Annotated in this window: 22 protein-coding genes; 7 read left to right on the plus strand and 15 right to left on the minus strand. The window is 66.6% G+C overall.

Features of this window, described 5'->3' with window-relative positions:
* Nucleotides 1-84: 84 nt before the first annotated feature.
* On the minus strand, nt 85-1,113 hold the full coding sequence (gene cydB / locus ACZF5Y_RS08850) for a cytochrome d ubiquinol oxidase subunit II (RefSeq protein ID WP_497532272.1): 1,029 nt from the start codon (nt 1,111-1,113) through the stop codon (nt 85-87).
* Nucleotides 1,114-1,122: 9 nt separating this feature from the next.
* Complete coding sequence (locus ACZF5Y_RS08855; protein WP_497532273.1) at nt 1,123-2,577, minus strand: cytochrome ubiquinol oxidase subunit I; 1,455 nt, start codon at nt 2,575-2,577, stop codon at nt 1,123-1,125.
* Between the two features lie 290 nt (nt 2,578-2,867).
* On the opposite strand from ACZF5Y_RS08855, the gene ACZF5Y_RS08860 reads away from it, so the two are divergent.
* Genes ACZF5Y_RS08860 through ACZF5Y_RS08870 form a run of 3 tightly spaced genes read left to right on the plus strand, consistent with a single transcriptional unit; the run spans nt 2,868 to nt 5,662 of the window.
* Nucleotides 2,868-3,536: a DedA family protein gene (locus ACZF5Y_RS08860; protein WP_497532274.1), complete on the plus strand. Its 669-nt coding sequence runs from the start codon at nt 2,868-2,870 to the stop codon at nt 3,534-3,536.
* 9 nt (nt 3,537-3,545) lie between these two features.
* The gene (locus tag ACZF5Y_RS08865) at nt 3,546-4,595 is read left to right on the plus strand and encodes an App1 family protein phosphatidate phosphatase (protein ID WP_497532275.1); all 1,050 of its coding nucleotides are present in this window, start codon (nt 3,546-3,548) and stop codon (nt 4,593-4,595) included.
* Nucleotides 4,592-5,662 carry an FUSC family protein gene (locus ACZF5Y_RS08870; protein WP_497532276.1) on the plus strand — a complete coding sequence of 357 codons (1,071 nt, stop codon included), beginning with the start codon at nt 4,592-4,594 and terminating at the stop codon, nt 5,660-5,662. The genes ACZF5Y_RS08865 and ACZF5Y_RS08870 overlap by 4 nt, the downstream gene beginning before the upstream one ends.
* 176 nt (nt 5,663-5,838) lie before the next feature.
* Here ACZF5Y_RS08870 and ACZF5Y_RS08875 read toward each other — a convergent pair whose 3' ends face one another.
* The 9 genes from ACZF5Y_RS08875 to ffh form a co-directional block, all read right to left on the minus strand.
* Complete coding sequence (locus ACZF5Y_RS08875) at nt 5,839-6,396, minus strand: YceI family protein (protein WP_053353203.1); 558 nt, start codon at nt 6,394-6,396, stop codon at nt 5,839-5,841.
* 158 nt (nt 6,397-6,554) lie between these two features.
* Nucleotides 6,555-7,277, minus strand: coding sequence for a type 1 glutamine amidotransferase (locus tag ACZF5Y_RS08880; protein WP_497532277.1), 723 nt, complete (start codon nt 7,275-7,277; stop codon nt 6,555-6,557).
* Nucleotides 7,274-8,632, minus strand: a complete 1,359-nt coding sequence (locus ACZF5Y_RS08885) for a MurT ligase domain-containing protein (protein ID WP_497532278.1) — start codon at nt 8,630-8,632, stop codon at nt 7,274-7,276. Before ACZF5Y_RS08885 ends, ACZF5Y_RS08880 begins: the two co-directional genes overlap by 4 nt.
* A gap of 23 nt (nt 8,633-8,655) precedes the next feature.
* Nucleotides 8,656-9,396 carry a tRNA (guanosine(37)-N1)-methyltransferase TrmD gene (gene trmD, locus ACZF5Y_RS08890; protein WP_497532279.1) on the minus strand — a complete coding sequence of 247 codons (741 nt, stop codon included), beginning with the start codon at nt 9,394-9,396 and terminating at the stop codon, nt 8,656-8,658.
* On the minus strand, nt 9,393-10,004 hold the full coding sequence (gene rimM / locus ACZF5Y_RS08895) for a ribosome maturation factor RimM (RefSeq protein WP_497532280.1): 612 nt from the start codon (nt 10,002-10,004) through the stop codon (nt 9,393-9,395). The genes trmD and rimM overlap by 4 nt, the downstream gene beginning before the upstream one ends.
* Nucleotides 10,004-10,279, minus strand: coding sequence for an RNA-binding protein (locus ACZF5Y_RS08900; RefSeq protein ID WP_053353208.1), 276 nt, complete (start codon nt 10,277-10,279; stop codon nt 10,004-10,006). Before ACZF5Y_RS08900 ends, rimM begins: the two co-directional genes overlap by 1 nt.
* Nucleotides 10,280-10,284: 5 nt before the next feature.
* Entirely contained in the window at nt 10,285-10,713 is a 429-nt protein-coding gene (gene rpsP, locus ACZF5Y_RS08905) for a 30S ribosomal protein S16 (protein WP_053388360.1), read from the minus strand.
* Between the two features lie 138 nt (nt 10,714-10,851).
* On the minus strand, nt 10,852-12,021 hold the full coding sequence (locus ACZF5Y_RS08910) for a hypothetical protein (RefSeq protein ID WP_497532281.1): 1,170 nt from the start codon (nt 12,019-12,021) through the stop codon (nt 10,852-10,854).
* A 9-nt stretch (nt 12,022-12,030) separates the two neighbouring features.
* Entirely contained in the window at nt 12,031-13,593 is a 1,563-nt protein-coding gene (gene ffh / locus ACZF5Y_RS08915) for a signal recognition particle protein (RefSeq protein WP_497532282.1), read from the minus strand.
* A 78-nt stretch (nt 13,594-13,671) separates the two neighbouring features.
* Between ffh and ACZF5Y_RS08920 the strand changes: the two genes are divergently transcribed.
* Nucleotides 13,672-14,217, plus strand: coding sequence for a hypothetical protein (locus ACZF5Y_RS08920; protein WP_497532284.1), 546 nt, complete (start codon nt 13,672-13,674; stop codon nt 14,215-14,217).
* Nucleotides 14,218-14,220: 3 nt separating this feature from the next.
* Here ACZF5Y_RS08920 and ftsY read toward each other — a convergent pair whose 3' ends face one another.
* The 4 genes from ftsY to ACZF5Y_RS08940 form a co-directional block, all read right to left on the minus strand.
* Nucleotides 14,221-15,096, minus strand: a complete 876-nt coding sequence (ftsY, locus tag ACZF5Y_RS08925) for a signal recognition particle-docking protein FtsY (protein WP_053353212.1) — start codon at nt 15,094-15,096, stop codon at nt 14,221-14,223.
* A 37-nt stretch (nt 15,097-15,133) separates the two neighbouring features.
* Nucleotides 15,134-16,141: a hypothetical protein gene (locus ACZF5Y_RS08930; protein WP_497532285.1), complete on the minus strand. Its 1,008-nt coding sequence runs from the start codon at nt 16,139-16,141 to the stop codon at nt 15,134-15,136.
* Nucleotides 16,142-16,144: 3 nt separating this feature from the next.
* Nucleotides 16,145-19,882, minus strand: coding sequence for an AAA family ATPase (locus ACZF5Y_RS08935; RefSeq protein WP_497532286.1), 3,738 nt, complete (start codon nt 19,880-19,882; stop codon nt 16,145-16,147).
* A gap of 103 nt (nt 19,883-19,985) precedes the next feature.
* A complete protein-coding gene (locus ACZF5Y_RS08940; protein WP_497532287.1) occupies nt 19,986-20,381 on the minus strand; it encodes a DUF4260 family protein in 396 nt (131 codons plus the stop codon).
* 140 nt (nt 20,382-20,521) lie between these two features.
* On the opposite strand from ACZF5Y_RS08940, the gene ACZF5Y_RS08945 reads away from it, so the two are divergent.
* Genes ACZF5Y_RS08945 through ACZF5Y_RS08955 form a run of 3 tightly spaced genes read left to right on the plus strand, consistent with a single transcriptional unit; the run spans nt 20,522 to nt 22,513 of the window.
* Nucleotides 20,522-21,040 (plus strand): DUF1648 domain-containing protein, encoded by a 519-nt coding sequence (locus tag ACZF5Y_RS08945; RefSeq protein WP_497532288.1) that lies wholly within the window; start codon nt 20,522-20,524, stop codon nt 21,038-21,040.
* A 29-nt stretch (nt 21,041-21,069) separates the two neighbouring features.
* Nucleotides 21,070-21,591, plus strand: coding sequence for a DUF1648 domain-containing protein (locus ACZF5Y_RS08950; protein ID WP_497532289.1), 522 nt, complete (start codon nt 21,070-21,072; stop codon nt 21,589-21,591).
* A gap of 10 nt (nt 21,592-21,601) precedes the next feature.
* Complete coding sequence (locus ACZF5Y_RS08955) at nt 21,602-22,513, plus strand: GNAT family N-acetyltransferase (RefSeq protein ID WP_497532291.1); 912 nt, start codon at nt 21,602-21,604, stop codon at nt 22,511-22,513.
* Nucleotides 22,514-22,596 lie beyond the last annotated feature (83 nt).

Here is a 22,596-nt window from a genome sequence, read left to right on the forward strand (position 1 = left end):
TCGAAGCGGTGCGGTGCGGAGCCGCTCGAGGCAGTCTACGGGAGCCCGGGGCCTCACATCAGATGAAACCCCGGGCCACCGGCATCAGTGCGCGCCCGCCGGGATCGCGTCGCGGGTCAAGCGCTTCCGGAAGACCCAGTAGGTCCACGTCTGATACGCGAGCACCAGCGGCAGGGTGAAGACCGCGACCCAGGTCATGAGCTCCAGCGTCTTCTGCGAGCTCGCTCCCCCGGCCACCGTCATGGAGTAGGCGGGGTCGATGCTCGACGCCATGAGGTTCGGGAACATCGACATGAAGATCGCGAGGAGCGCGAAGGCGATCGCCACTGCGTTGCCGGTGAACGCCAAGCCCTCACGGCCCAGCAGATTCGCGACCCATGCTCCGATGAGGGCGACTGCGGCGACGACCGCGCTCAGCACGATGACCCAGAGCCACGGGCTATCGAGGTGCTGCAGCACCGTCCAGACCAGGAATGCGGCTCCGGCGACGATCGCCGCGACGCCGACCTTCGTGGCGAGGGCCCGCGCGTGGTCGCGCATCTCGCCCGCAGTTTTCAGCGAGACGAAGACGAGCCCGTGGGTGAACGTGATGAGCAGCATCGTCAACCCGCCGAGCAGTCCGTAGGGGTTGAGCAGCGTGAGCAGCGTGCCTTCGTACAGCCACCCGCCGTTCTCCATCGGGGTGATCGGCAACCCCTGCGCGAGGTTCGCGAACGCGACGCCCCAGAGCAGCGGAGGGATGACGGAGCCCCAGAATATGAACTGATCGAACCAGCGGGTCCACTGCTGCCCCTTGCCGAGATGCCGGTACTCGAACGACACCCCACGCAGAATCAGTGCGACGAGGATCACCAGCAGTGCCAGGTAGAACCCCGAGAACATGGTGGCGTACCACTCGGGGAATGCAGCGAACAGCGAAGCGCCGGCGACGATCAGCCAGGTCTCGTTGAGGTCCCAGACCGGGCCGATGGTGTTGATGATGAGTCGACGATCGGTGTTGTCTTTCCCGAGGAACGGCAATGACATGCCGACGCCGAAGTCGAACCCGTCGAGCACGAAGTACCCGATGAGCATCGCGCCGACGATGAAGAACCAGAGTGTGGTGAGTTCCATGTCCGTCTCCTAGTAGACCGTCGCGAGCTGCTGATGGTCGGGTTCGCCGGATCCGCCGTCGGTCGAATCGCCCAGTGCGATCTCCGGCGGCCCCTCTTTGGCGGCACGCGTGATCAGCTTGAACTCGACCACGGCGAGAGATCCGTAGACCAGGGTGAACACGATGAGCGAGACGAGAATCGCCCACCCCGGAACCCCCGGAGACACGCCCTGTTCCGTCGTCATCACCCCGAATACGATCCAGGGCTGACGGCCCATCTCCGTGAAGATCCATCCCACCAGCGACGCGAGCATCGGCAGCGGCGCGGTCCAGATGGCGACCCGCCACACCCAATCGGGAAGTTCCGCGTTCTTCCGAGTGATCCAGAGCCCGACTGCGGAGACCAGCGCCGCGAGTGCCCCGAGACCGATCATCCAGCGAAACGCCCAGTAGGTGACCCAGATGATGGGAGCGAACTGGCCATCGCTCGGGCAGGTAAGCAGCGAATCCGCACCGCAGTACTGCGCGGTGAACTCGGCCTGCAGATCGCGAATGCCCTCGACGGATCCGTTGAACGTGCCGTTCGAGAGGAAGGAGAGCAGGTACGGCACACGGATCGAGAAGATCTCATGGGCGCCGTCAGGCGTGCCGAGGCTGAAGATCGAGAACGAGGCGTCGGCACCCGAGGCGTTGTTGTACAGCGCCTCGGCCGCGGCCATCTTCATCGGCTGGGTCTCCGTCATCACCATGCCGAGCGAGTGGCCGGTGAGGCCCACCCCCATGAACGCGATGATGTTCGTCCACGCACCGAAGCGCAGCGCCGTGCGCATCTCCTCGACGTGCTGCCCTCGACGCAGATGCCAGGCGGCCGTCGACACGATGACGACGCCGGCGAACATGACCGCGGCGAAGATGGTGTGCGGAAACTGCGTCACCGCGACCGGGTTGGTGAGCACAGCGCCGATGCTCTCCAGCTCGGCGCGGCCGCGTTCTTCGTTGATCGTGAAGCCCTCGGGATTCTGCATGAACGCATTCGCCGCGAGGATGAAGTAGGCCGAGGCGACGGTGCCGAGCCAGACGAACCAGATCGTCATGACGTGGATCTTCTTCGGCAGCTTGTCCCAGCCGAAGATCCAGAGGCCGATGAAGGTGGCCTCGAAGAAGAAGGCGATGAGCCCCTCCATCGCGAGCGGCGCACCGAAGATGTCGCCGACGAAGCGGGAGTAGTTCGACCAGTTCATACCGAACTGGAACTCCTGCACAATTCCGGTGACGACGCCCATCGCGAAGTTGATCAAGAAGATCTTGCCGAATAGGCGGGTCAGCCGCAGGTACTTCACCTTGCCGGTCTTCACCCACACGGTCTGCAGAATCGCGACGAGCAGGCACATGCCGATCGTGAGTGGCACGAAGATGAAGTGGTACAGCGTTGTCAACCCGAACTGCCACCTGGACAGGGTCAACGGATCGAGGAACTCGTTCATTTCACGCTCCTGAACACAGAGCGCGCACCTCACGCAGAGATGCACTCCCTTAGTGAGATCCGCCACGAGATGTCATTCTCGCCGGAGCCATCGGCGGGATGCCGACTGACTCGATTCTACCGAGTCTGTGAGTTTGCTGCGAGTTTGGTTTGGCGTCGAAGCATATTTCACTCGGGGTCGAACGGAATATCTCTCGACGCCGAGTGAGGTCGCACATATCGGGTTTCGCACGCGACATCTGGCGTGCCGCACCGGTCAATTTTTCGGGCCGGATCGCTACACTCTGGGGCGTGACCGACTTCCTCAGCACGCTCATCGAGTGGATCCGCGACCTCGATCCGGTGCTGCGCACGCTGTTCGCCGGAGTCGGCATGCTGCTCGAAACATCTGTCTTCGTCGGGCTCGTCGTGCCCGGCGACACCATCGCACTCGTCGCATCGATCGGCGTCACTTCGACGCCGCAGTTCGTCTGGCTCGTCATAGCCCTCGTCCTCGGCGCGATCGGCGGCGAGAGCATCGGCTTCTTCCTCGGCCGCTGGGCCGGGCCACGCATCCGTGCCAGCCGGGCTGGGCGCAAGCTCGGCGAGCGCAACTGGCGGATTGCCGAGCACTACCTCGGCGAGCGCGGGGGTGTCGCCGTGTTCCTGTCGCGGTTCCTTCCGGTACTGCATTCACTCATTCCGCTCACCGCAGGGATGGCCGGAATGCGCTACCGCCGATTTCTGCCGTGGACCGCATCGGCCAGCGTCGTCTGGGCGCTGATCGTCGTATCGCTCGGCTCCGGTGCCGCCGCGGGCTTCGATCAGCTGGCCGGTCAGGTCAAAGGTGCGGGCTTCATTTTCGCCGGGTTCGCCGTGCTCGTCGCCGTCACCGTCTGGCTCGTCAAGCGCTGGTTCCTGAAGCGCGAGCAACGGCACCTCGACGTGGACGCAGAGCTTCACCACGACCCCACGCCCTAGACTGGCACGGTGACTTCGCCCGTGCAGCCCGACCACCGACCCCGCTTCGCGGCTCGCTTGGAAGACTGGCTCCATGTGCGTCGCGCACGTCGCGCGATCTCCCGGGGCAAAAAACCCTCGGTCATCCCCTACATCGGGTACGGCACGACGGAATGGGTGCGCGTGCTCGGCCGCGTGCTGTATCTGCGCCCCGAGAGCCGCGAGCACACGCGCTTCCGGCCCGACGTCGCTGAAGTCTCGCGCGTGCGCGGTTGGCGCACGTTCACGAGCCTGTCGGTACCGCATCAACCCGTGCGCGTGCTCATCGACGGTGAGCCGGTGACCGAGGTGATCGCGGATCGCGGTGGCGTCATCGATGCGATGGTCCCGGTGCGCCTCGAACCGGGATGGCACACCGTGACGCTGCAGGCCGGCGACAGCGAAGCGGCGGACGCCCCCGTCAACGTCGTGACCCCCGACGCCCAGCTGGGCGTGATCTCCGACATCGACGACACGATCCTCATCACTGCGCTGCCCCGCCCGTTCGTCGCCGCTTGGAACAGCTTCGTGCTCGACGAGCACGCGCGATCTGCCACGCCCGGCATGGCCGTCATGCTCGATCACCTCGTCGCCGAGCATCCCGGCTCCCCCGTGATGTACCTGTCGACCGGCGCCTGGAATGCGGCCCCGGCGCTCAGCCGCTTCCTGGCGCGCAATCTCTACCCGATGGGCCCGCTGCTGCTGACCGACTGGGGGCCGACTCACGACCGCTGGTTCCGCAGCGGTCGTGAGCACAAGAGCCGCGAACTCCGGCGCATCGCGCGCGAGTTCCCCGGCGTGAAATGGGTGCTCATCGGCGACGACGGCCAGCATGACGAGACGCTGTACCACGAGTTCGCCATGGCGCACCCCGAGAGCGTGGCCGCGGTGCTCATCCGCCAGCTCTCCGTGGGTGAAGCCGTGCTCGCTGGCGGCCGGTCGAAGGCGCGACTGCACCGCAGCACGAGTGGCGTGCCGTGGGTGTACGGCCCCGATGGCGCCACCCTGCGCGAGGAGCTGCGCAAGCTGGACCTCCTGTGACGAGCCCGGTCACCCGCCCGTGGCGACGGTTCAACCGCGACCTCACCGGCCGGTTCACCGTCTCCGTGCGACCGGCCTGGTGGCAGCTCGCGAAAGGCGCTGCGGCAGCGATTCTGACCTGGTTCGTCTGCCTCGCGATCTTCCCCGAACAGCTCCCGATCTTCGGCGCGATCGCGGCCCTGATCGTCATGCAAGACAATGTGGATCAGTCGCTCACCCGCGGCCTGGAGCGCGTCATCGGCGTGTTCGTCGGGGTCACCGTCGCGATCGGTGCGGGCGCACTGTTCGGCCCGCAGTCGTGGCTCTTCATCGCGGCCATCATCGTCGCGATGGGCGTGGGCTGGCTGCTGCGCATGACCCCGTCGGCCGCGAACCAGGTCGCCATCAGCGCGCTCCTCATGATCGCGCTCGGCGGCATTCAGCTGCACTACGGAGCCGAACGGCTCATCGAGACTGCGATCGGCGCGGCAATCGGCGTGCTGCTCAACGCCTTAGTCGTCGCGCCCGTGCGCACGACGTCCGTGCACCTCGCGATCGTCGATCTCACGCAGCATTCCGCGGCGGTGCTCCGTCGCATCGCCGATGCGCTGGAAGAGCCGCGCGACGCCGCGTGGCTCGCAGAGATGCTTGCCGAGGCGCGCGGGCTCCAAGACGAGCGGACCCGCGTGCACGCGCTGCTGCGCCAAGCGCGCGAGAGTCTGCGCTTCAACCCGCGCAGTCGTCGATATCGCGAGGGTCTGGCCATCGACGATGACCAGTTTCAGCGACTGCAGCGCATCGTCACGCAGGTCATCGGCATGGCCCGCGCGCTCGCCGACAACTACGCCGCCGACCTCGTCGACGATCCATCGGTCATCGGCATGGCAGAAGAGATGCGCCGCGCGGCGCACGACCTCGAACTGCTCGTCGAGACGCCTGAGACGGCAGATTCGCCGCACACCGAGCCGCCGGCATTGACGAAGCCGTTCACCATTCCCCGGGCGAATCCGGAGCACTGGGTGCTCATCGGCTCGCTGATGGAGGATCTGCGACGCGTTCGCGGTCGCATCACCGGCGAGCTCGACTGACGCGGCGGCACGACGCCGCACTGCCGCGGCGCCGCACCGACCCATCGCTTTGCCGCTGCGTCGCCCCACCGCCCAAACGCCGATTGGGGTAACTTCGGACCCGTGGCACGGCCGCTTTCGCGGCGCGCACCGGTCCGAAGTTACCCCAATCGCAACGGTCGCCCGAGGGCGAACGATTACTGGGCGAGCGCCGCCTGCACGTCGAGCGTGATGGTGACGTCAGAGCCGAGCAGCAGGCCGCCCTTTTCGAGCGGAGCGTTCCAGGTGAGGCCGAAGTCTTCGCGCTTCACGACCGTGGTCGCAGTGAAGCCGGCCTTGTAGTTGCCGTACGCGTCTTCCCCGAAGCCGCCGAACTCGAACGCGAAGGTGACCGGCTTGGTCACGCCGCGCAGCGTGAGATCGCCGTCCACGAAGAAGTCGCCGTTCTCCTCGCGCGCGCCCGTCGACACGAAGGTGAGCTTCGGGAACTCGTCGGCCGCGAAGAAGTCGCCCGTCGCGAGGTGGCCATCGCGGTTCTTCTCGTTCGTGTTCACCGAGGCCACGTCGGCGCTCGCGGTAACGGTGGAGTCGAGCGGGTTCTCACCGGTGGTGAAGGTCGCCTCGAACGACTCGAACTTGCCCTTGACCTTGCTGATCGCGAGGTGGCGTACGGAGAAGCCCACCTCGGAGTGGGTGGGGTCGATGTTCCAGGTTCCGACGCGGTAGCCGGGGATCTGCTCTGCGGTAATGCTCATGACGTGCCTTTCGTTGGTCGTGCGAGGTACTGCTGAACACAACTATTACATGCAAACGAATATTCCCGGACTCGTCCAGAAATGTTTCGTCGCGTCATTCGGGCGCGTCATCGTGACGATGACTCCCCCGCGGGCAGTACCGTACCGCAGTCGGCTGACTAGCGCGGGCGCTTTTTCGCGCTCGCACGCGCGTTGCGCACCAGATCACTGTCAGCGGCGACGGGGGTGAACGTTCCGTAGCGTCGGCGAGCCGCTTCGCCGATCAGGAAGTCGCTGAGCGCGGGGTTCTTCGGAAGCAACGAACCGTGCAGGTAGCTCCCGATGACATTGCCCGTGCGGGCGCCCTCGAAGCCGGCACCCGGCGCATTCCCCGCCCCCTGCACCACGCGACCGAGCGGCTGCGACCCCGATCCGAGCGTCGTTGCGCCACTGTGGTTTTCGTACCCGATGATCTCGCCGAACTCGGTGGTGTCGAGCACGATGTTGCCGATCATTCGCTCGGTGCCACCGAGCGTCTCGACGTCGAGCACCCCGATTCCCGTCAGTTCCTCGCCCTGGTGCGTCACGAAACGGTGCCCGAAGAGCTGGTAGAGGCCGCAGATCATGAGCATCGGCACCCCGTCGGTGGCAAGCGCCCGAATCTCATCGGCGCGCACGCCCAGGTCGAGCGCAACACGACCCTGACCCGAATCCTGCCCGCCTCCCCCGACGACGATATCGACCGACTCGGGCATCGGGTCACCGGGATTCACCTCAACGAGCCGAGGGCTGAATCCCTGCGCGCGCGCTCGACGGGTGAGCGCGAGTACGTTGCCCCGGTCGCCGTAGATGTTCATGTCGCGTGGGTACAGCGACACAATGGTGAGTTCGCGATCTGTCACCAGACATCCTCCACATCCGTGAGTTCGGCAAGCGCACGACGCAGTTCGAGCATCGCGGTATAGGTGCAGTAAATGCGCCGAGGTCGGCCAGTCGTGTGCGACCGGAACGCGGCAAGCGCCTCGCGCAAATCTTCGTCGACGCGTGCGACCGGCACGTCATCGTGCTCGAGTCGCAGCGCCATATCCCAGGCGCGCGTGCCCGAGACCGTGTCGACGCCGGCCGCCGAGAGCGACGTGAAGTCGACGTCCCAGAGCCACGACATATCGCGACCGTCGGCGTACTGGTCGTTGATCGCGATCATCGCGGCGACGCCCGTCGCCTCGAACGACGCCAGGCCGAGTCGGAACCCGGCGGGATTCTTCACGAGGACGAGCTCGAGCGGCTGCCCATCGAGTTCGAGCTGCTCGCCTCGACCGAATGCGGGGCGAATCTCGGCGAGCGCGGTGATGAGTTCGGCACTCGTTGCAGTCGCGGCTATGGGAGCATCTGCGGAATCGATCGGGCCGGCATCGATGACCTGACGCACCAGTGCGAGTGCCGACGCGGCGTTGAACGTGTTGTAGAGCCCTTCGAGGCGAAGCGTCGTGCGCAGCTGCTCCCCATCGATCGAAAACAGGGCTTCGTGGTCACCGACTTCGAGGAGCGTCACGTCGGCCGGCTCCCGCACCTCGGCACCCTCGACCGAACCGGCAGCAGCCGTATGGAAGTCATCATCGCTCGGGAACGTGGCGAGCAGGTCATTCGAAAGCCCGAATTCGCGCACATCGATCGACGCGCCGCCACTGAGCTCCGTCGCGACGCCGGCGCGGGCCCGCGTGCGCTCACCGATCGCGGCGACCAAGCGATCCTCCCGGTTCACGACCAACCCCTCGGTCGTCGCATCTGCGATGCGCTCGAGCAGCTTGGCCGTCGTGTCGATCTCGCCGAAGCGGTCGAGCTGATCACGCAGCACATTGAGCAGGAGTGTGAACCGAGGCGGTACGCGATCGATGAAGTACATGGCGTGCGCCTCATCGAGTTCGAGCACCGCGATATCGGCGTCGAGGCGCCCGCGCACATCGCCTTCCTGGATCGCCGCAGCAACGACACCGCGTGAGAAGTTCGATCCGGTGCGGTTCGTGAACACCCGAAGCCCACGAGCCTCCAACAGCTCGACGACCATCTTCGTAGTGGTCGTCTTGCCATTCGTACCACTGATCGCCACCACGCCGTACGGCAACCTGCCCAGCACCCTCCCGAGGAACCCGGGGTCGATCTTCTCGATCACCAGGCCGGGCAGTGCAGAGCCGCCGCCGCGCAGGCGGGCGATCTGTCGTACCGTCTTTCCGACGACGGCTGAGAGCACATCACGCATGCGTCCAGCCTAGTGCGACTGGGCTAGTCGTCAGCGGCGTGACGACCGCGCGTATCCCCGCGCAAGGCCCGAGGCAGCAACTCGGGGCGCACTCGGCGCGTGCGTTCCACGCGCTGCTCCTGGCGCCACTGAGTGATCGCCGCGTGGTTGCCGCTGAGCAGCACCTGGGGCACCGCACGATCGCGCCAGGTCGCCGGCTTCGTGTAGCTGGGGTATTCGAGCAGTCCGTCTTCTTCGTGCGACTCCTCGACGAGGCTCTCGGGGTTACCGACAACCCCCGGCACGAGGCGCCCGATGGCTTCGATCATGGCGATCGTCGCCACCTCGCCCCCGTTGAGCACGTAGTCGCCGATACTCACGAGGCGCAGGCGACCGCGTGACGCGTATTCGTCGAACACGCGCTGATCGATTCCTTCGTAGCGGCCGCAGCCGAAGACGAGGTGCGATTCATCTGCGAGCTCTCGCGCCATCGCCTGCGTGAAGACGTCACCCGCCGGCGATGGAAAGATCACGAGAGGATCATCACCGGCGTCGTCCGCGGTGAGTACCGCATCGAGCGCTGTGCCCCAGGGCTCCGGCTTCATAACCATGCCGGCGCCACCCCCGGTCGGGGTGTCATCGACCGTGCGATGTTTGTCGTGCGCGGACTCGCGCAGGTCATGCACTCGCAGGTCGATGAGCCCGCGCTGACGCGCCTTGCCCAGAAGCGACAGCTCGAGCGCGTCGAAGTACCCCGGAAAAATGGAGACGACGTCGATCTTCACCGTGCGTCCTCAGCCTCGGATGCGTCGAACAGCCCCGGCGGCGGGGTGACCCGCACCACGCCGGCGGCAATATCGACGGAAGGCACGATCGCTTCGACGAACGGCACGAGCACCGAACCGTCTTCCGTCTTCACGACCAGCAGGTCTTGCGCAGGCAGATGCTGAATCTCGCTGACGACGCCGAGCTTGACCGGGGGCTCATCGGCTCCGGGTGCGTCGCGCACGACATCGAGGCCGACCAGCTGGTGGTGATACCACGCATTCTCTTCTTCGCCGGCTTCGACCGCTTGCTCATCGATCCAGAGGATAGCGCGGACGATGCTTTCGGCCGCGGTGCGGTCGGCAACCTCTGCAAAGAACCCGACCGGTGAATCGTTGAACCAGCGCAACTCGCGCAGCGTGATGGTGCGACCGAACCATTCGGATTCGGCCGGCACCTGTAGGTGAAACTCGGCCCCGGGCACGAAGCGCAGTTCGGGGTTATCGGTGAAGAGTTCGAGCTTGATGCCACCCTTGAGACCGTGCGGTTTCGTGAGGCGGCCAACGCGCAAACTCCCCGCCCCGCTAGCGGGACGGGGAGCCTGCGAACGCCCATTCGGGTAGGCCATCAGGCGCCGCTCTCCGTTTCAGAATCGGCACCGTCGGTATCGACGACGTCGACACGCACCCGATCACCGTCGGCGAGCGACGAGACCAGCGTGCGCAACGACGACGCCGTGCGCCCGCCGCGGCCGATCACGCGGCCGAGATCGCTCGGGTGCACACGCACCTCGAGCACGTCGCCGCGACCGGAATCGCGCGCGTCGACGCGCACGCGATCCGGGTGATCGACGATGCCGCGCACGAGGTGCGCCAGCGCGTCGGAGAGCGCCTGTTCAGCCAAGAGAATTACGCCTCGGTCGACTCTGCAGCGGCTTCTTCGGCCGGAGCTTCGGTCGCTTCTTCAGCCGGAGCCGCAGCCGGCTTCTCAGCCTTGGGGCGCAGCACGGTCTTCTTCGAAGCGTCAGCCTCGAAGACGGCCTTGGCCTCGGGAGCGAGGATCTGCGACTCGGTGTTGCCCTCACCCGTGAACTTGCCCCAGTCGCCCGAGAGCTTCAGAATGGCGGCGACCTGCTCGGTCGGCTGTGCGCCGACGCTCAGCCAGTACTGCGCACGATCGGAATCGACCTCGATGAACGAGGGGTGCTCGGTCGGGTGGTACTTGCCGATCTCCTCGATCACGCGACCGTCGCGCTTGGTGCGCGAGTCGGCGACGACGATGCGGTAGTACGGTGCGCGGATCTTGCCGAGGCGCTTCAGACGAATCTTGACAGCCATGAGTGACTCCTTGATGAAAGTGAACGACGCCGAACCTGCCGGCTTGGCGGTACGGAAGCGTGGGCGCGCGAGATGCGCGAACTCGTCAATCTTGCCACACTCGCAGCGCAATTGCAATTTTTGTCACCACCTGGGATTTTAGTCGAGAAAGGCTCCCAATACCCACGGAAACGCCAACAGTGCAGCCACGACCACAGCGCCGATGACCGTGTTCCACACTCCCGATCGCCGTCGGAGGCGCCGCCCCGCGATGTCGATGTCGAGCCGCGGCCGCGGGGCACGCGGGTCGCTGTAGGTCGCCACTTGGTGAGCGAGCTCAGCACCACAGATCTCGGCGAATCGAAGCAGCGCGGTGGTCTCGGCGCGATCGAAGCGCCGCCGCACGCGAGTGGATGCGACGATGACGCGATCCTCGACGATCTCGACATCCCAGAACCGACCGAGATCGATGAGGCACGCCATCACGTCGGGGGTGAGCAGTTCGAGCGCATCTCGCTCGTATCCGCTGGGTACGTGCAGCACGAAGTGACGACCGAAATCACCTTCGAGCTCAAGCTGTTGGCCGCCGCGGAGCACGGCCCGCACCCGGCCGTTGCGCCGCGAGTCGATGAACAGGTGCGGCAACGGGCGTGTCGACTGAAAGCTCGCGAACCGGAAAGTGCCGAGCGGGCCGCGGGGGTCATTCTTGCCGCCGGCAAACACGGCGAGGCCGAGCTGCAGATCGGCAGGGGCCGCGAGCGAGGTGCGCGATCGGCCATTCCACATCGACGGCTCCGAAGCGAGCCAGAATTCAGAGCGGTACCGTGCCCCCGCCGATCCCGGCGCGGGCACGCGCCCGGCGATACGACGCGGCAACGGTGGCGCGGGTGCCCCAGCAGCCTCGCCGAACAACACCCCCTGCTCGGGCGGGGTCAGGCCATAGCGCGCGAATCTCAGCCCACGTCGTTCCGCGAATTCCGCGAACGCGAGCCCGCGCCGCGTATCTGCAGGCATGCGCAGGAGCAGCAGCGCCGCCAACCAGAGCATGATCGAGAGCCACATGCCGGCAACAGTGAACAGCCCGCGCAGAGCCTCCAACCATCCCGGAAGCACTAACGGAACGGGCGTCTCGAGCACCAGGCAGGTCCAGAGCAGCGTGCAGGCTGCAGCAGGAGCGATCAGGATGCCACCGAGTGCCGCCTGCCGAAATGCTTGGGGCGCTTCCGCGCGCGCACGCGACCACGCCACGCGCCGCGGCCATTCCTCACGGAACATCGCAAGCCGTGCGTCGCCGCGCCCAGCGCCGCCTCGGCCCGCTTCGTCAATCATGCGCAGGGACTAGCGCAGCCCCTTGCCGAGCATCTGCTGCAGCTTCGCGAGGTCCTGCTCGCTCGGCTGCGCGCCACCTGAGCCGAGACCGAAGCCCGACCCGCCCTGAGCCGCTTCGGGCTGCGCGGAAAGACCGGCGGCCTCCTGGGCACGTTTCGCCGGGTTGCCCGAACGCTGCTTCCCCTTGCCCTTAGACTGCTGCTGCTTTTTGCGACCGCCACCGCCCATGCCCGGCACCGGACCCATGCCCGGGATCTGCGGCACGCCACCCCGAGCGACGGTCTTCATCATCTTCGCGGCCTGGTCGAACCGCTGCACGAGCTGGTTCACATCGGTCACGGTCATGCCCGAGCCCTTCGCAATGCGCAGTCGGCGTGAGCCATTGAGCAGCTTCGGATTGTCGCGCTCGGCCTTCGTCATGGACTGGATGATCGCCTCGGTGTGCACGATCTCGCGCTCGTCGAAGTTGTCGAGCTGGGCCTGCATCTTGCCCATGCCGGGCAGCATGCCCATCATCTTCTTGAGCGAACCGGCCTTCCGCAGCTGCTGCATCTGACCAAGGAAGTCGTCGAGCGTGAACGCGTCTTTCGCGATCTTCTCGGCAACCTTGCGCGCCTCGTCTTCGTCGAACGCCGACTGCGCCTGCTCGATCAGCGTGAGAATGTCGCCGAGGTCGAGGATACGGCTCGCCATACGGTCGGGGTGGAACGGCTCGAAATCGCCGAGGCCCTCGCCGGTCGATGCGAATAGGATCGGGCGACCGGTCACGCTGCGGATCGACAGCGCCGCACCACCGCGCGCATCGCCGTCGAGCTTCGTCAGCACGACACCGGTGAAATCAACGCCCTCCTGGAACGCCTGCGCCGTCGCGACGGCGTCTTGACCGATCATCGCGTCGATCACGAAGAGCACCTCGTCTGGCTGCGTCGCCTTGCGAATATCGGAGGCTTGCTGCATCAGCTCGGCATCGACGCCGAGACGACCGGCGGTATCGATGATGACGAAGTCGTGGTGCTTCGCCTTCGCTTCGGCAACGCCGCGCTTCGCGACCTGCACCGGATCACCGACACCATTGCCCGGCTCGGGCGCGAAGATGTCGGCGCCCGCCTGCTCGGCTACGACGCCGAGCTGGGTCACCGCGTTGGGGCGCTGCAGGTCGCAGGCGACGAGCAACGGCGTGTGCCCCTGATCGCGCAGCCACTTGGCCAGCTTGCCCGCGAGCGTCGTCTTGCCGGCGCCCTGCAGACCCGCGAGCATGATGATGGTCGGCGGGTTCTTCGCGAACTCGAGTCGACGCTGCTCGCCGCCGAGAATCGTCACGAGCTCTTCGTTGACGATCTGCACGACCTGCTGCGCGGGGTTGAGCGCCTGGTTCACCTCATCGCCGAGCGCCCGCTCGCGCACCTTTCCGGTGAACTCCTTGACGACGTCGAGCGCGACGTCGGCTTCGAGCAGCGCGCGCCGGATTTCGCGGACCGTGCTGTCGACGTCGGAAGCCGACAGCTTGCCCTTCGAACGGAGGTTCTTGAGGGATTCGGTCAGTCGAGCCGAGAGGTTTCCGAAAGTAGCCATAGCCCCAGCATTCTATCGCGGGTCCCGCGTATGACGTTACGCTGAACGCATCACCCGTGTATCCACGAGGAGTCGACGATGCTGACCGAGTTTCTCCGAGACCAGGCCACCGCGATCGCGTGGCTGGCACTGATGGCCGGCGGCTGGTTCGGCTGGTCGCAGGAAGATCCGCCCAAACGCCTGAGCGGATGGTGGGGCGCGGGTTCAGTCGTCGGCCTGCTCGTCTCCGTCGCATTCGGCCTGCTGGTATGGCGCAATTGGTCGACGCCGAGTGCGCTCGAGGGCAATTACTGGGTGTTCGGCGTCATCGTGCTCGCCGAGGCCGCACTCATCGGTGGCGGGTGCATCGTGCTCGCCCGTCGCGGCGCGACGCGCTGGTACGGGTGGTGGATCGGGCTCTGCGTCGCCCTGCACTTCGTGCCGTTGGCGTGGCTCTTCGCCGACCCCTCCTACGGCGTCCTGGCGCTCGTACAGGTGATCGGCCTTCTGGCTATGCGCCCGGCGCTCACGCGTTCAACCGCCACCACGAGCCGGTGGGCCTGCCCCTGGATCGCAGGCACATTCTTGCTCTTCGCGCTCGTCTCGGCGGCGCTGTTCGTCACGCGCTACGGGTACCCCTGGTAAGGATCACCCGACGAGTTGCTGGGCGAACACGTGCGGGGTGAAACCCGTCAGGTCGCCGATACCCTCACCCTGCCCCACGAGCTTCACGGGCAGGCCCGTCTTCTCTTGCACGGAGAGCACGAAGCCGCCCTTCGCGGAGCCGTCGAGCTTGGTGAGCACGAGACCCGTGACGCCGGCGTGCTCAATGAAGGCTTCGGCCTGAGCCAGCCCGTTCTGCCCGGTCGTCGCGTCGAGCACGAGCAGTACCTCTGACACCGGGGCCTGCTTCTCGATGACCCGGCGCACCTTCGTCAATTCATCCATGAGACCGCCTTTGGTCTGCAGCCGGCCGGCGGTGTCGATAATGGCGATGTCGTACTGCTGCTCGACCGCCCGCTGCACCGTCTGGAACCCGACCGACGCCGGATCTTGCCCGGCCTGCTGAGGCTTCACGATATCGACGCCGGCGCGATCCGCCCAGGTGGCGAGCTGCTCGACGGCGGCGGCGCGGAAGGTATCAGCGGCACCGACGAGAATGCGCTTGTCGAACGCCGTGAGATAGTTGGCGAACTTGCCGATCGTGGTCGTCTTGCCGACACCGTTCACACCGACGACGAGAATCACCGCGGGGCGCTCCGACAGGTTGAGGGTGGGGTCGTACTTCGCGAGACGCTCTTCGATCACGTCGCGCAGCATGCGACGCATCTCGGCCACCTCGGTGACCCGGTGCCGCTCGATATCGGCGCGCAGTTCCCCGAGGATCGCGTCGGTGACGTCGGGGCCGAAATCTGCGGTGATGAGTGCCGTCTCGAGGTCGTCCCAGGTCTCCTCGGTGATGAGTTCGGGACCGCTGAAGATGTTGCGGAACGCTTTCGAGAAAGACCAGGATCGCTCTGCCATACGTCGAGTCTACCGGCGCGGTCGGCGCCACGTTCGCTCACTCCACGGGCGACCAGGCGTGCACGTTCACGTGCGTATCTGGCTCGCAGCGACGCCATTCGACCGCAGCGATTTCGGGTACCGCGGCCGACCCGAGCCAGTACGTCGTATCCGGATCCCACCCCGCGATCACACTAGCGGTGCTCTCGTCGCACACGATCGCGGTCCCGGCGCTGCGCAAGTATCCGGCCACGCTGAGATGTACGGCGTCCCAGTCCGTCGCAACCGCACGCCAGTTGGGCATCACCCACGCCCCGCGGCGCCCGGTCGTCTCGCACCAATCCCACTGCTTCTGAAGCGTGACGTCTGTGGGGTACCGGCGGCAGAGTTCGGCCCAATGCTCCGCGCGGTCGATCCGGAACACCCGAGCGCCATCTGCCACGCGCACTGCGCGTACTTCGGCGATTTCCGGGCCGTGCGAATCTTCTTTCAGGTGCAGTTGCGCCGGCCCGAAGCTGGGGATCTCGCTCGTCGTTCTCACGAGACCCCACGGCGGCTTCGACCACCAGTGATTGGTGGACCCGTCGGGACACTCCTGCAGTTCAGCTCTGGCGCGCTGCTCCCAGTAGGTGGTCTCGTTCTCCCAGTCGATCAGCGCCGCGAGCGCGCTCTCGGGGGGATCGAGAGGCGACGGCGCCTCTTCCGGTTCGGGTTCGTGCGCGATCCACTCGGTCTCGACGTCGTGCGCCGCTCCCACCGGTCGCTCCCACCATTCCGCGGCCACGGCAGACACGATGGCGCGCGCGAATCGCAGGAGGCCGGGGCGGGCTTGCGGCATCGCCGCGAACACGTCGTGCCCGTCGGGCTCCTGCCAGTAGCGCGCCGAATTGACCGACTCGATCAACGACTCGAGCAGCAGCTCTGGGGTCAGCGGAATCAGGGGCACTCGTTCAAGGGCGTCAATCTGCCGAACGTTCGGCTCTACTGCGCCGGGTGCAGACAACATGGCCACCTCGAGGCAGACACGACGCCCCCGGGGTCCTTCGAGCAGCTCCTCGGGAGTCACGGATCAGTCCTCTTCGCGGCCGACCCGCTGGCCGACGACGGCGGAGATGCCGTCCTGACGCATTGAGACGCCGTAGAGGGCGTCGGCGATCTCCATCGTGCGCTTCTGGTGGGTGATGATGATGAGCTGCGAATTCTCGCGGAGCCGTTCGAAGACCTGCAGCAGACGGCCGAGGTTCGCGTCGTCGAGCGCGGCCTCCACCTCGTCCACGATGTAGAACGGGCTCGGTCGGGCCTGGAAGATCGCCATCAGCCACGCCACCGCCGCGAGCGAGCGCTCACCGCCCGAGAGCAGCGACATCCGCTCGACCTTTTTGCCGGCGGGTCGCACCGCGATGTCGATGCCGGTGTTCAGCAAGTCGTCGGGGTTGCTCAGCGCGATCTCGCCGGATCCACCCGGGAACAGGATTGGGAACACCTCGGCGAAGGCCACCCGGGTGTCCTCGAACGCGGCAGCGAAGATGCCCTGCATCTTCTCATCGAGGTCGTCGATGATCGCCATCAGGTCGGTGCGCGTCTTCGCGAGGTCCTGCAGCTGTGCCGTGAGGAAGCTGTGCCGCTGCTCGAGCGCCGCGAATTCTTCGAGCGCGAGCGGGTTGATTCGCCCGAGCTCGGCGAGGCGGCGCTCGGCCTTTGCGAGCCGCCGCTCCTGTTCGGCGCGCACGAAGGGAACCGTGCGCATCGGTTGCGTGGCTTCGGATGCATCCGACTCGGTCTCCGAAGAGACTGAGCCCGGCATTTCGGCGGATCGCTCCCCCTCGGCATCGAGTCCGAGTTCGGCGGCGAGCTGCGCCTCGAGATCATTCGCGTACGCAGGCGTTTCTGACGGGGCATTGGAACGAGCGGTCGCGGGTGCGGCCACGGGTTCTCCCGTATCGATCGGCACGGCGACTTCAGGGCCGTACTCCGCGATCAACACGTCTTCGACAAGTCCCAGCTCATTGCCGGAGCGTTCGAGCAGCGCAGAAAGCTGCAGCTTGCGCTCATAACTCTTGAGTTCGGCGCCGTGCACCCGCTCGGTGAGCGTTTGCAGCTTTTGACGCACCGCAGATTCCTCCGAACGCAGCAAGGTGAGTTCCTGGCTGTGGCGCGCACGCTCTTGCTCGGCCTGCTGCTGCGCGATCCGCGCCTCGGCCAGCGAACGATCGCATGCGTCGAGGATCGCGGGAAGCAGTGCGGCAACCCGCTCTGCCTGCGCTACCTGCCGCGCTCGCAGCACCGCTCGGCGGGCGGCTTCGTCGGCAGCGCGTCGTTCGGCCTCGAACTGCTCGGCGAGCGTTGCTCGCTGCGCTGCCGCGGCGCGCGCACGTTCGCGCGCGGTTTCCAGTGCGAGGCGAGCCTCAAGTTCCGCTGCGCGGGCGCGTTCGACGTCAGCCCAGACGCCCTCGCGCTGACTGGCGTCGAGCATGGGCCGGGGTTTCGAGGACGCCTCATCGTGGGCATGGACTGCCCGCTCTGCCTCCGCCGCTGCGCCGGTCGCAGACTCGGCCACCGACGCGAGCGCCTGGCGGGCACGCTCGGCCTCGGCCACCGCCGACTCGGCGCGCGCCGAGAGACGATTGCGCTCTTGGGAGACCGCGGCGAGGCGAGCATCAGCGGCTCTGAGGTCGGAAAACGCCTCCTGCGCGTCGGTCTTCGCACGGCTCGAGGCCGCACGCAGCTCAGCGAGCTCAGCTTCGCGCTCTGCGACCGACTCGGCGACCGCAGCGCGCTGCTGCTCGGCCTGTTCGAGTTCCGCCGTGAGTTCGATGCGTGAGGGAGCCTGCCCCGACCCGCCGCTCAGCGTGTGCGCCGTGACGACATCGCCGGCTGCGGTCACCACGGTGAACCCGCCCGATGGCCAGCGCGCGTGCAGAGCTTCGGCCGTCGCGATCGCACCGTCGAGATCGGCGGCGATGTAGCTGCGCTCCAGGAGTCCGCGCACCCCCGCGGGGGCGTCGATGAGCGCGTCGATCGCGCGCGTCACGCCCGGAACCGTCGGAGCGTCGATGGTGCTCGATTCAGCCGCATCGGATTCACGACCCGCAGCGCCAGCGATCACGGCCCGCAAACGGCCGAGATCCTGCGTTCGAGCCGACGCTACGGCGCGACCCGCGGCCGCTGCCGTATCAGCGACGAGGGCGTCGGCAAACGAACCGAGCGCTGCGGCAATCGCGGCTTCCGATCCTTCCGCGACCCGCACGTGGTCGGCCACCCGACCCAAAATGCCATCGGGCGCATCGCTCAAGAGCGCCCCCGACGCGTCGCGACGATCGAGCGACCGCGTCAGTGCGCTGACACGTGCCTCCAACCCCGCGAGTTCTTGTTCCAGCTGGTGGAGGTGATCCCGCACTGCGTCGCGCTGCTGCTCTGCAGCGGCCTGTCGTTCTTGCGCAGCCCGATACGCCGCGTCGCGATCTTCACCCGACTGCTCATCGACCGAATCGTCGGCCAGGTCCTCGCGCTCTTCGAACTCTGCGAGCGCAAGCCGCGCCTCCTCAGCGCGAGCTTCTGCGCCGGCGACCGCAGCCTCGCGCCGTTCGACCTCCTGCGCCACGGTCGCACGCTTCTGCTCTGCGGCTTCAGCGCGCCCGCGCAACTGAGAGAGCTGCAGATCGTGCTTCGACACGAGTTCGCTCTGCGCGGCGATGTGTTCGTCGATGGCGTCGAGCGATTGCTGAGCCGTGCGCGTCGCCGACTGCGCACGCTGCCATGCAGCTTCCGTCTCCGGAACCAAGCTCTCGAGCCGGGCGGCCTCGTCGCCGGCCTCCTCGACCGAGGCACGCGAGAGTCGCGTCGACTGCTCGGGCGCCTCCGCCTGCGTCGCCAGGAAGGTCAGTCGCTGCTGCGTCTGAGCGTAGAGGCCGCGTAATTTCGACTGTACCGATTCGAGGCCGATCGTCACGCGTCGAGCCGCATCGAGCTCATCGCTCTGCTGCTCGTGCTCAAGACGTTGAATGCGCAGCTGCTTCTGCTCGACCTGCTCTTGCAGCACGATGCGTTCGGAGTGCTGCTCCGACTCATCGCGCGCGAGCGCGTCGAGCTCGGCGCGCAGGCGGTGCACATCGTCGGCGAGCAGTCGTGCCTTCGCGTCACGCACCTCGGCGGCGATCCCCTGCGCCGCCCGCGCCACTTCGGCCTGCCGGCCGAGCGGCTTCAACTGACGACGAATCTCACCGGCCAGGTCGTTCAGACGCGTGAGGTTCGTCTCCATGGCCTCGAGCTTGCGCAGCGTGCGCTCTTTGCGCCGCCGGTGCTTCAGAATGCCCGCGGCCTCTTCGATGAACCCCCGGCGATCCTCCGCCGTCGCGCGCAGAACGGCATCGAGCTGCCCCTGGCCGACAATCACGTGCATCTCGCGCCCGAGACCCGAATCGCTCAGCAGCTCCTGCACGTCGAGCAACCGGCACGACTCGCCATTGATCGCGTACTCGCTCGAGCCGTTACGGAACAGCGTGCGGCTGATCGTCACCTCGGTGTATTCGATCGGCAGCGCGCCATCAGCATTGTCAATGGTGAGCTTCACCTCGGCTCGCCCCAGTGGTCCGCGCGTCGAGGTGCCGGCGAAGATGACGTCTTCCATCTTCCCGCCGCGCAGCGTCTTGGCGCCCTGCTCGCCCATCACCCAGGCGAGCGCATCGACGACGTTCGACTTACCCGATCCATTCGGGCCAACGATCGCGGTGACCCCGGGCTCGAACTGGAATGTGGTCGGCTGTGCAAAGGACTTGAAGCCCTTGAGCGTCAGGCTCTTGAGATGCACGCCGGTCCTTCCTCGTATCGTGAGCGCCGCACCCCCGCGCGGGCGCTGAGTTCACCTTAAGGCAACCTGTGATCGGCCCGGCAGTGGCGCGCGGCGGGAAGCGTCAGATGGTGACGCCCACCGGGATGATCGTGCCGTCGGCGTCGCGGAACCCAAAGCCGAACGCGCGATCCGCTGCGATGTGCACGAACCAGGCTGCGCCCGCAAGCGCCACGTACACGAACCCGCCGTTCACCCCGCCAGTGAGGAAGAAGACGATGAGGCCGATGGCGAGCAGCACGACCGGCGTGATCATGGTGTGCAACGTGTTGTAGAGCCGCACGCGGTTCGGCTTCAGTCGGCCTCGTTCAGAGAATGCACCGAGCAGCGACACGTCGGGGCCGAGCCCGAACACCAGTGCCACGATGACCGCGAGCGGGCCCAGGCCGACGCAGACGAGCACGATGACGGCGAACCAGACGGCGGCGCTCATGCCCCAGCTCAGACGCATGAAGTTCATAGGGCGATTCTACGGCCCCGCGACGGCCCAATCTGCCGAGTCGCGGCGGCGACGCGGGCTGCGGCGAGCGCTGCGGCGAGCGCGATGCGGCATTGACACAGGCACTGCCGTGAGTGCGGTGCGAGGAGTACCGTGGCCGTGTGCACCCCGATGATCTGCCCCCTGAGCCGCCGGCCGGCACGCTGATCGCGCGGCCGGAGCGCCGGTACGCGACGGGTCGCGGCACGGTCTGGGTGCGACGCGGCGCGTTGATCCTCACTGCCCTCACGGTGGTGGGCAGTCTCCTCGCGTATCCGGCGCTGCCGGATGCCATCCCGACGCATTTCGACAACGCTGGCCGTGCAGACGGGTACGGCCCGAAGTCGACGCTCCTCGTCGTGCTCGCGGCGCTTGCCCTCATCGAAGTGCTGCTCGCGATCGTGTCGCACGCGCCCCGACTCTTCACTTATCCCGTTCCCCTCACCGAGGAGAACGCCCAACGCCTCTACCGCGCAGGCGAGCAGATGATTGTGTGGAAGACGGGCATTGTCGCGGTAATGCTGCTCGGTCTCTCGCTCGCCGTGCTGATTCGATTGCCGATCCTCGCATTTGCAATTGCCGGGCTCGTGAGCCTCGTCGTCTCGCTCGTTGTGGGGATCGTGCGCATGGTGCGGGTGTAGCGGTACGGCCGCCACGCTAGTTTGAACGTATGAATTTCGCGCACGACCCGAATTCCCTGGCGACCGAAGACGCAGCCGACCCGGCGGCATTTCGCATCGGCCAGGCAACGAGGTGGGTGCGGCGTCTCGCCTACCTGTGTGCGGTCATCGCGGTGGGCAACATTGCGACGCACCTGCACCGCCTGCCTCACCCGATGCCGACGCATTTCGGCATCACCGGCGAACCTGACGCCTGGGGGCCACCCGGGGCCGCCATCGCGGGTATCGTGCTCGTCTCCGCGCTCGCCGCAGTGTTCGCCTGGCTCTCGACTCGCCGTGTGCCGCTGAGCCTTCCGTTCCCCATCCATGAAGGCAACGAAGCGCGCATACGTCGTACCGCGGGGCAAATGCTCGCGCAGATCGCCCTCGCGGCCGGCATACTCGCGGTCAGCATGTCGTACGCAGCGCTCCAACTGTGGGGCACGGGCGCGCTGACCCTCGCCTCAGTAGCGCTTATCGGCGTGTCAGTCATCGTCGGCTTGATTCGGCTCTTCGCTCAGGGATCCCGCTAACCTGAACCCCGTGAGCGCGAACGACCAGACTGCAGCCCAGACACCCCTGCGGGTGCGCGACGCCGGCGAACACGATCTTGCGGCCATCACCGAGATCTACAACAACGCGGTGCTCCACTCCACGGCGATCTGGAACGAGACCCCGGTCGACATCGAGAACCGACGTGCCTGGATGCGCGATCGCGCCCGCTCCGGCTTCCCGATTCTGATCGCCGAGCGCGGTGACGGCGAAACCATCGCCTACGCGTCCTTCGGCGACTGGCGCCCGTTCTCGGGGTATCGGCAGACGGTCGAGCACTCCATCTATGTGCGCACTGACGTGCGTCGCACGGGAGTCGGCGCACTCCTCATGGGCGAGCTCATCGCCCGGGCGCGGCTGCTCGGCAAACACGCGATGATTGCCGGCATCGATGCGACGAATGCCGCCTCCATCCGCCTGCACGAGAAATTCGGATTCACGCGCGTCGGCACCTTCCCCGAGGTCGGCGCGAAGTTCGGCTCCTGGCTCGATCTCACGTGCATGGAGCTGCGGCTCGACGACGCTGCGTCTCCCACACCCGTGACCGCACACGGCACGAGCACGGCAGACGACACCGTCGATGCCGAGCGCACCCCCACCATGACCGAGGTGCGTGCTCAGATCGACGACCTCGATCGCCGCATTGTCGATCTCATCGCGGAGCGTCAGCGCTGGGTCGTTCGAGCAGGATCGCTGAAGTCCGACGAATCCGCTGTTCGCGCGCCCGCCCGCGTCGAGCAGGTCATCGAGAAAGTGCGCGAACTCGCACGCACCGCGAACGCCTCACCCGACGTCGTCGAAGGGGCCTATCGCGCGCTCATCGCCGGGTTCATCGACCTCGAGCTGCACACCCACCGCATCATGTCGCAGGACGGTCTGCATCCCCAGACTGCGCAACCGTAACCTCATTCGGCGGACAACGCAGGTAGGTCGGCTTGCCCGGGCCTCCGCGATCGACGCGGTGAACACTCATCGAGGCGCCGCAG

Source organism: Leucobacter sp. WKLB1 (assembly GCF_059696215.1).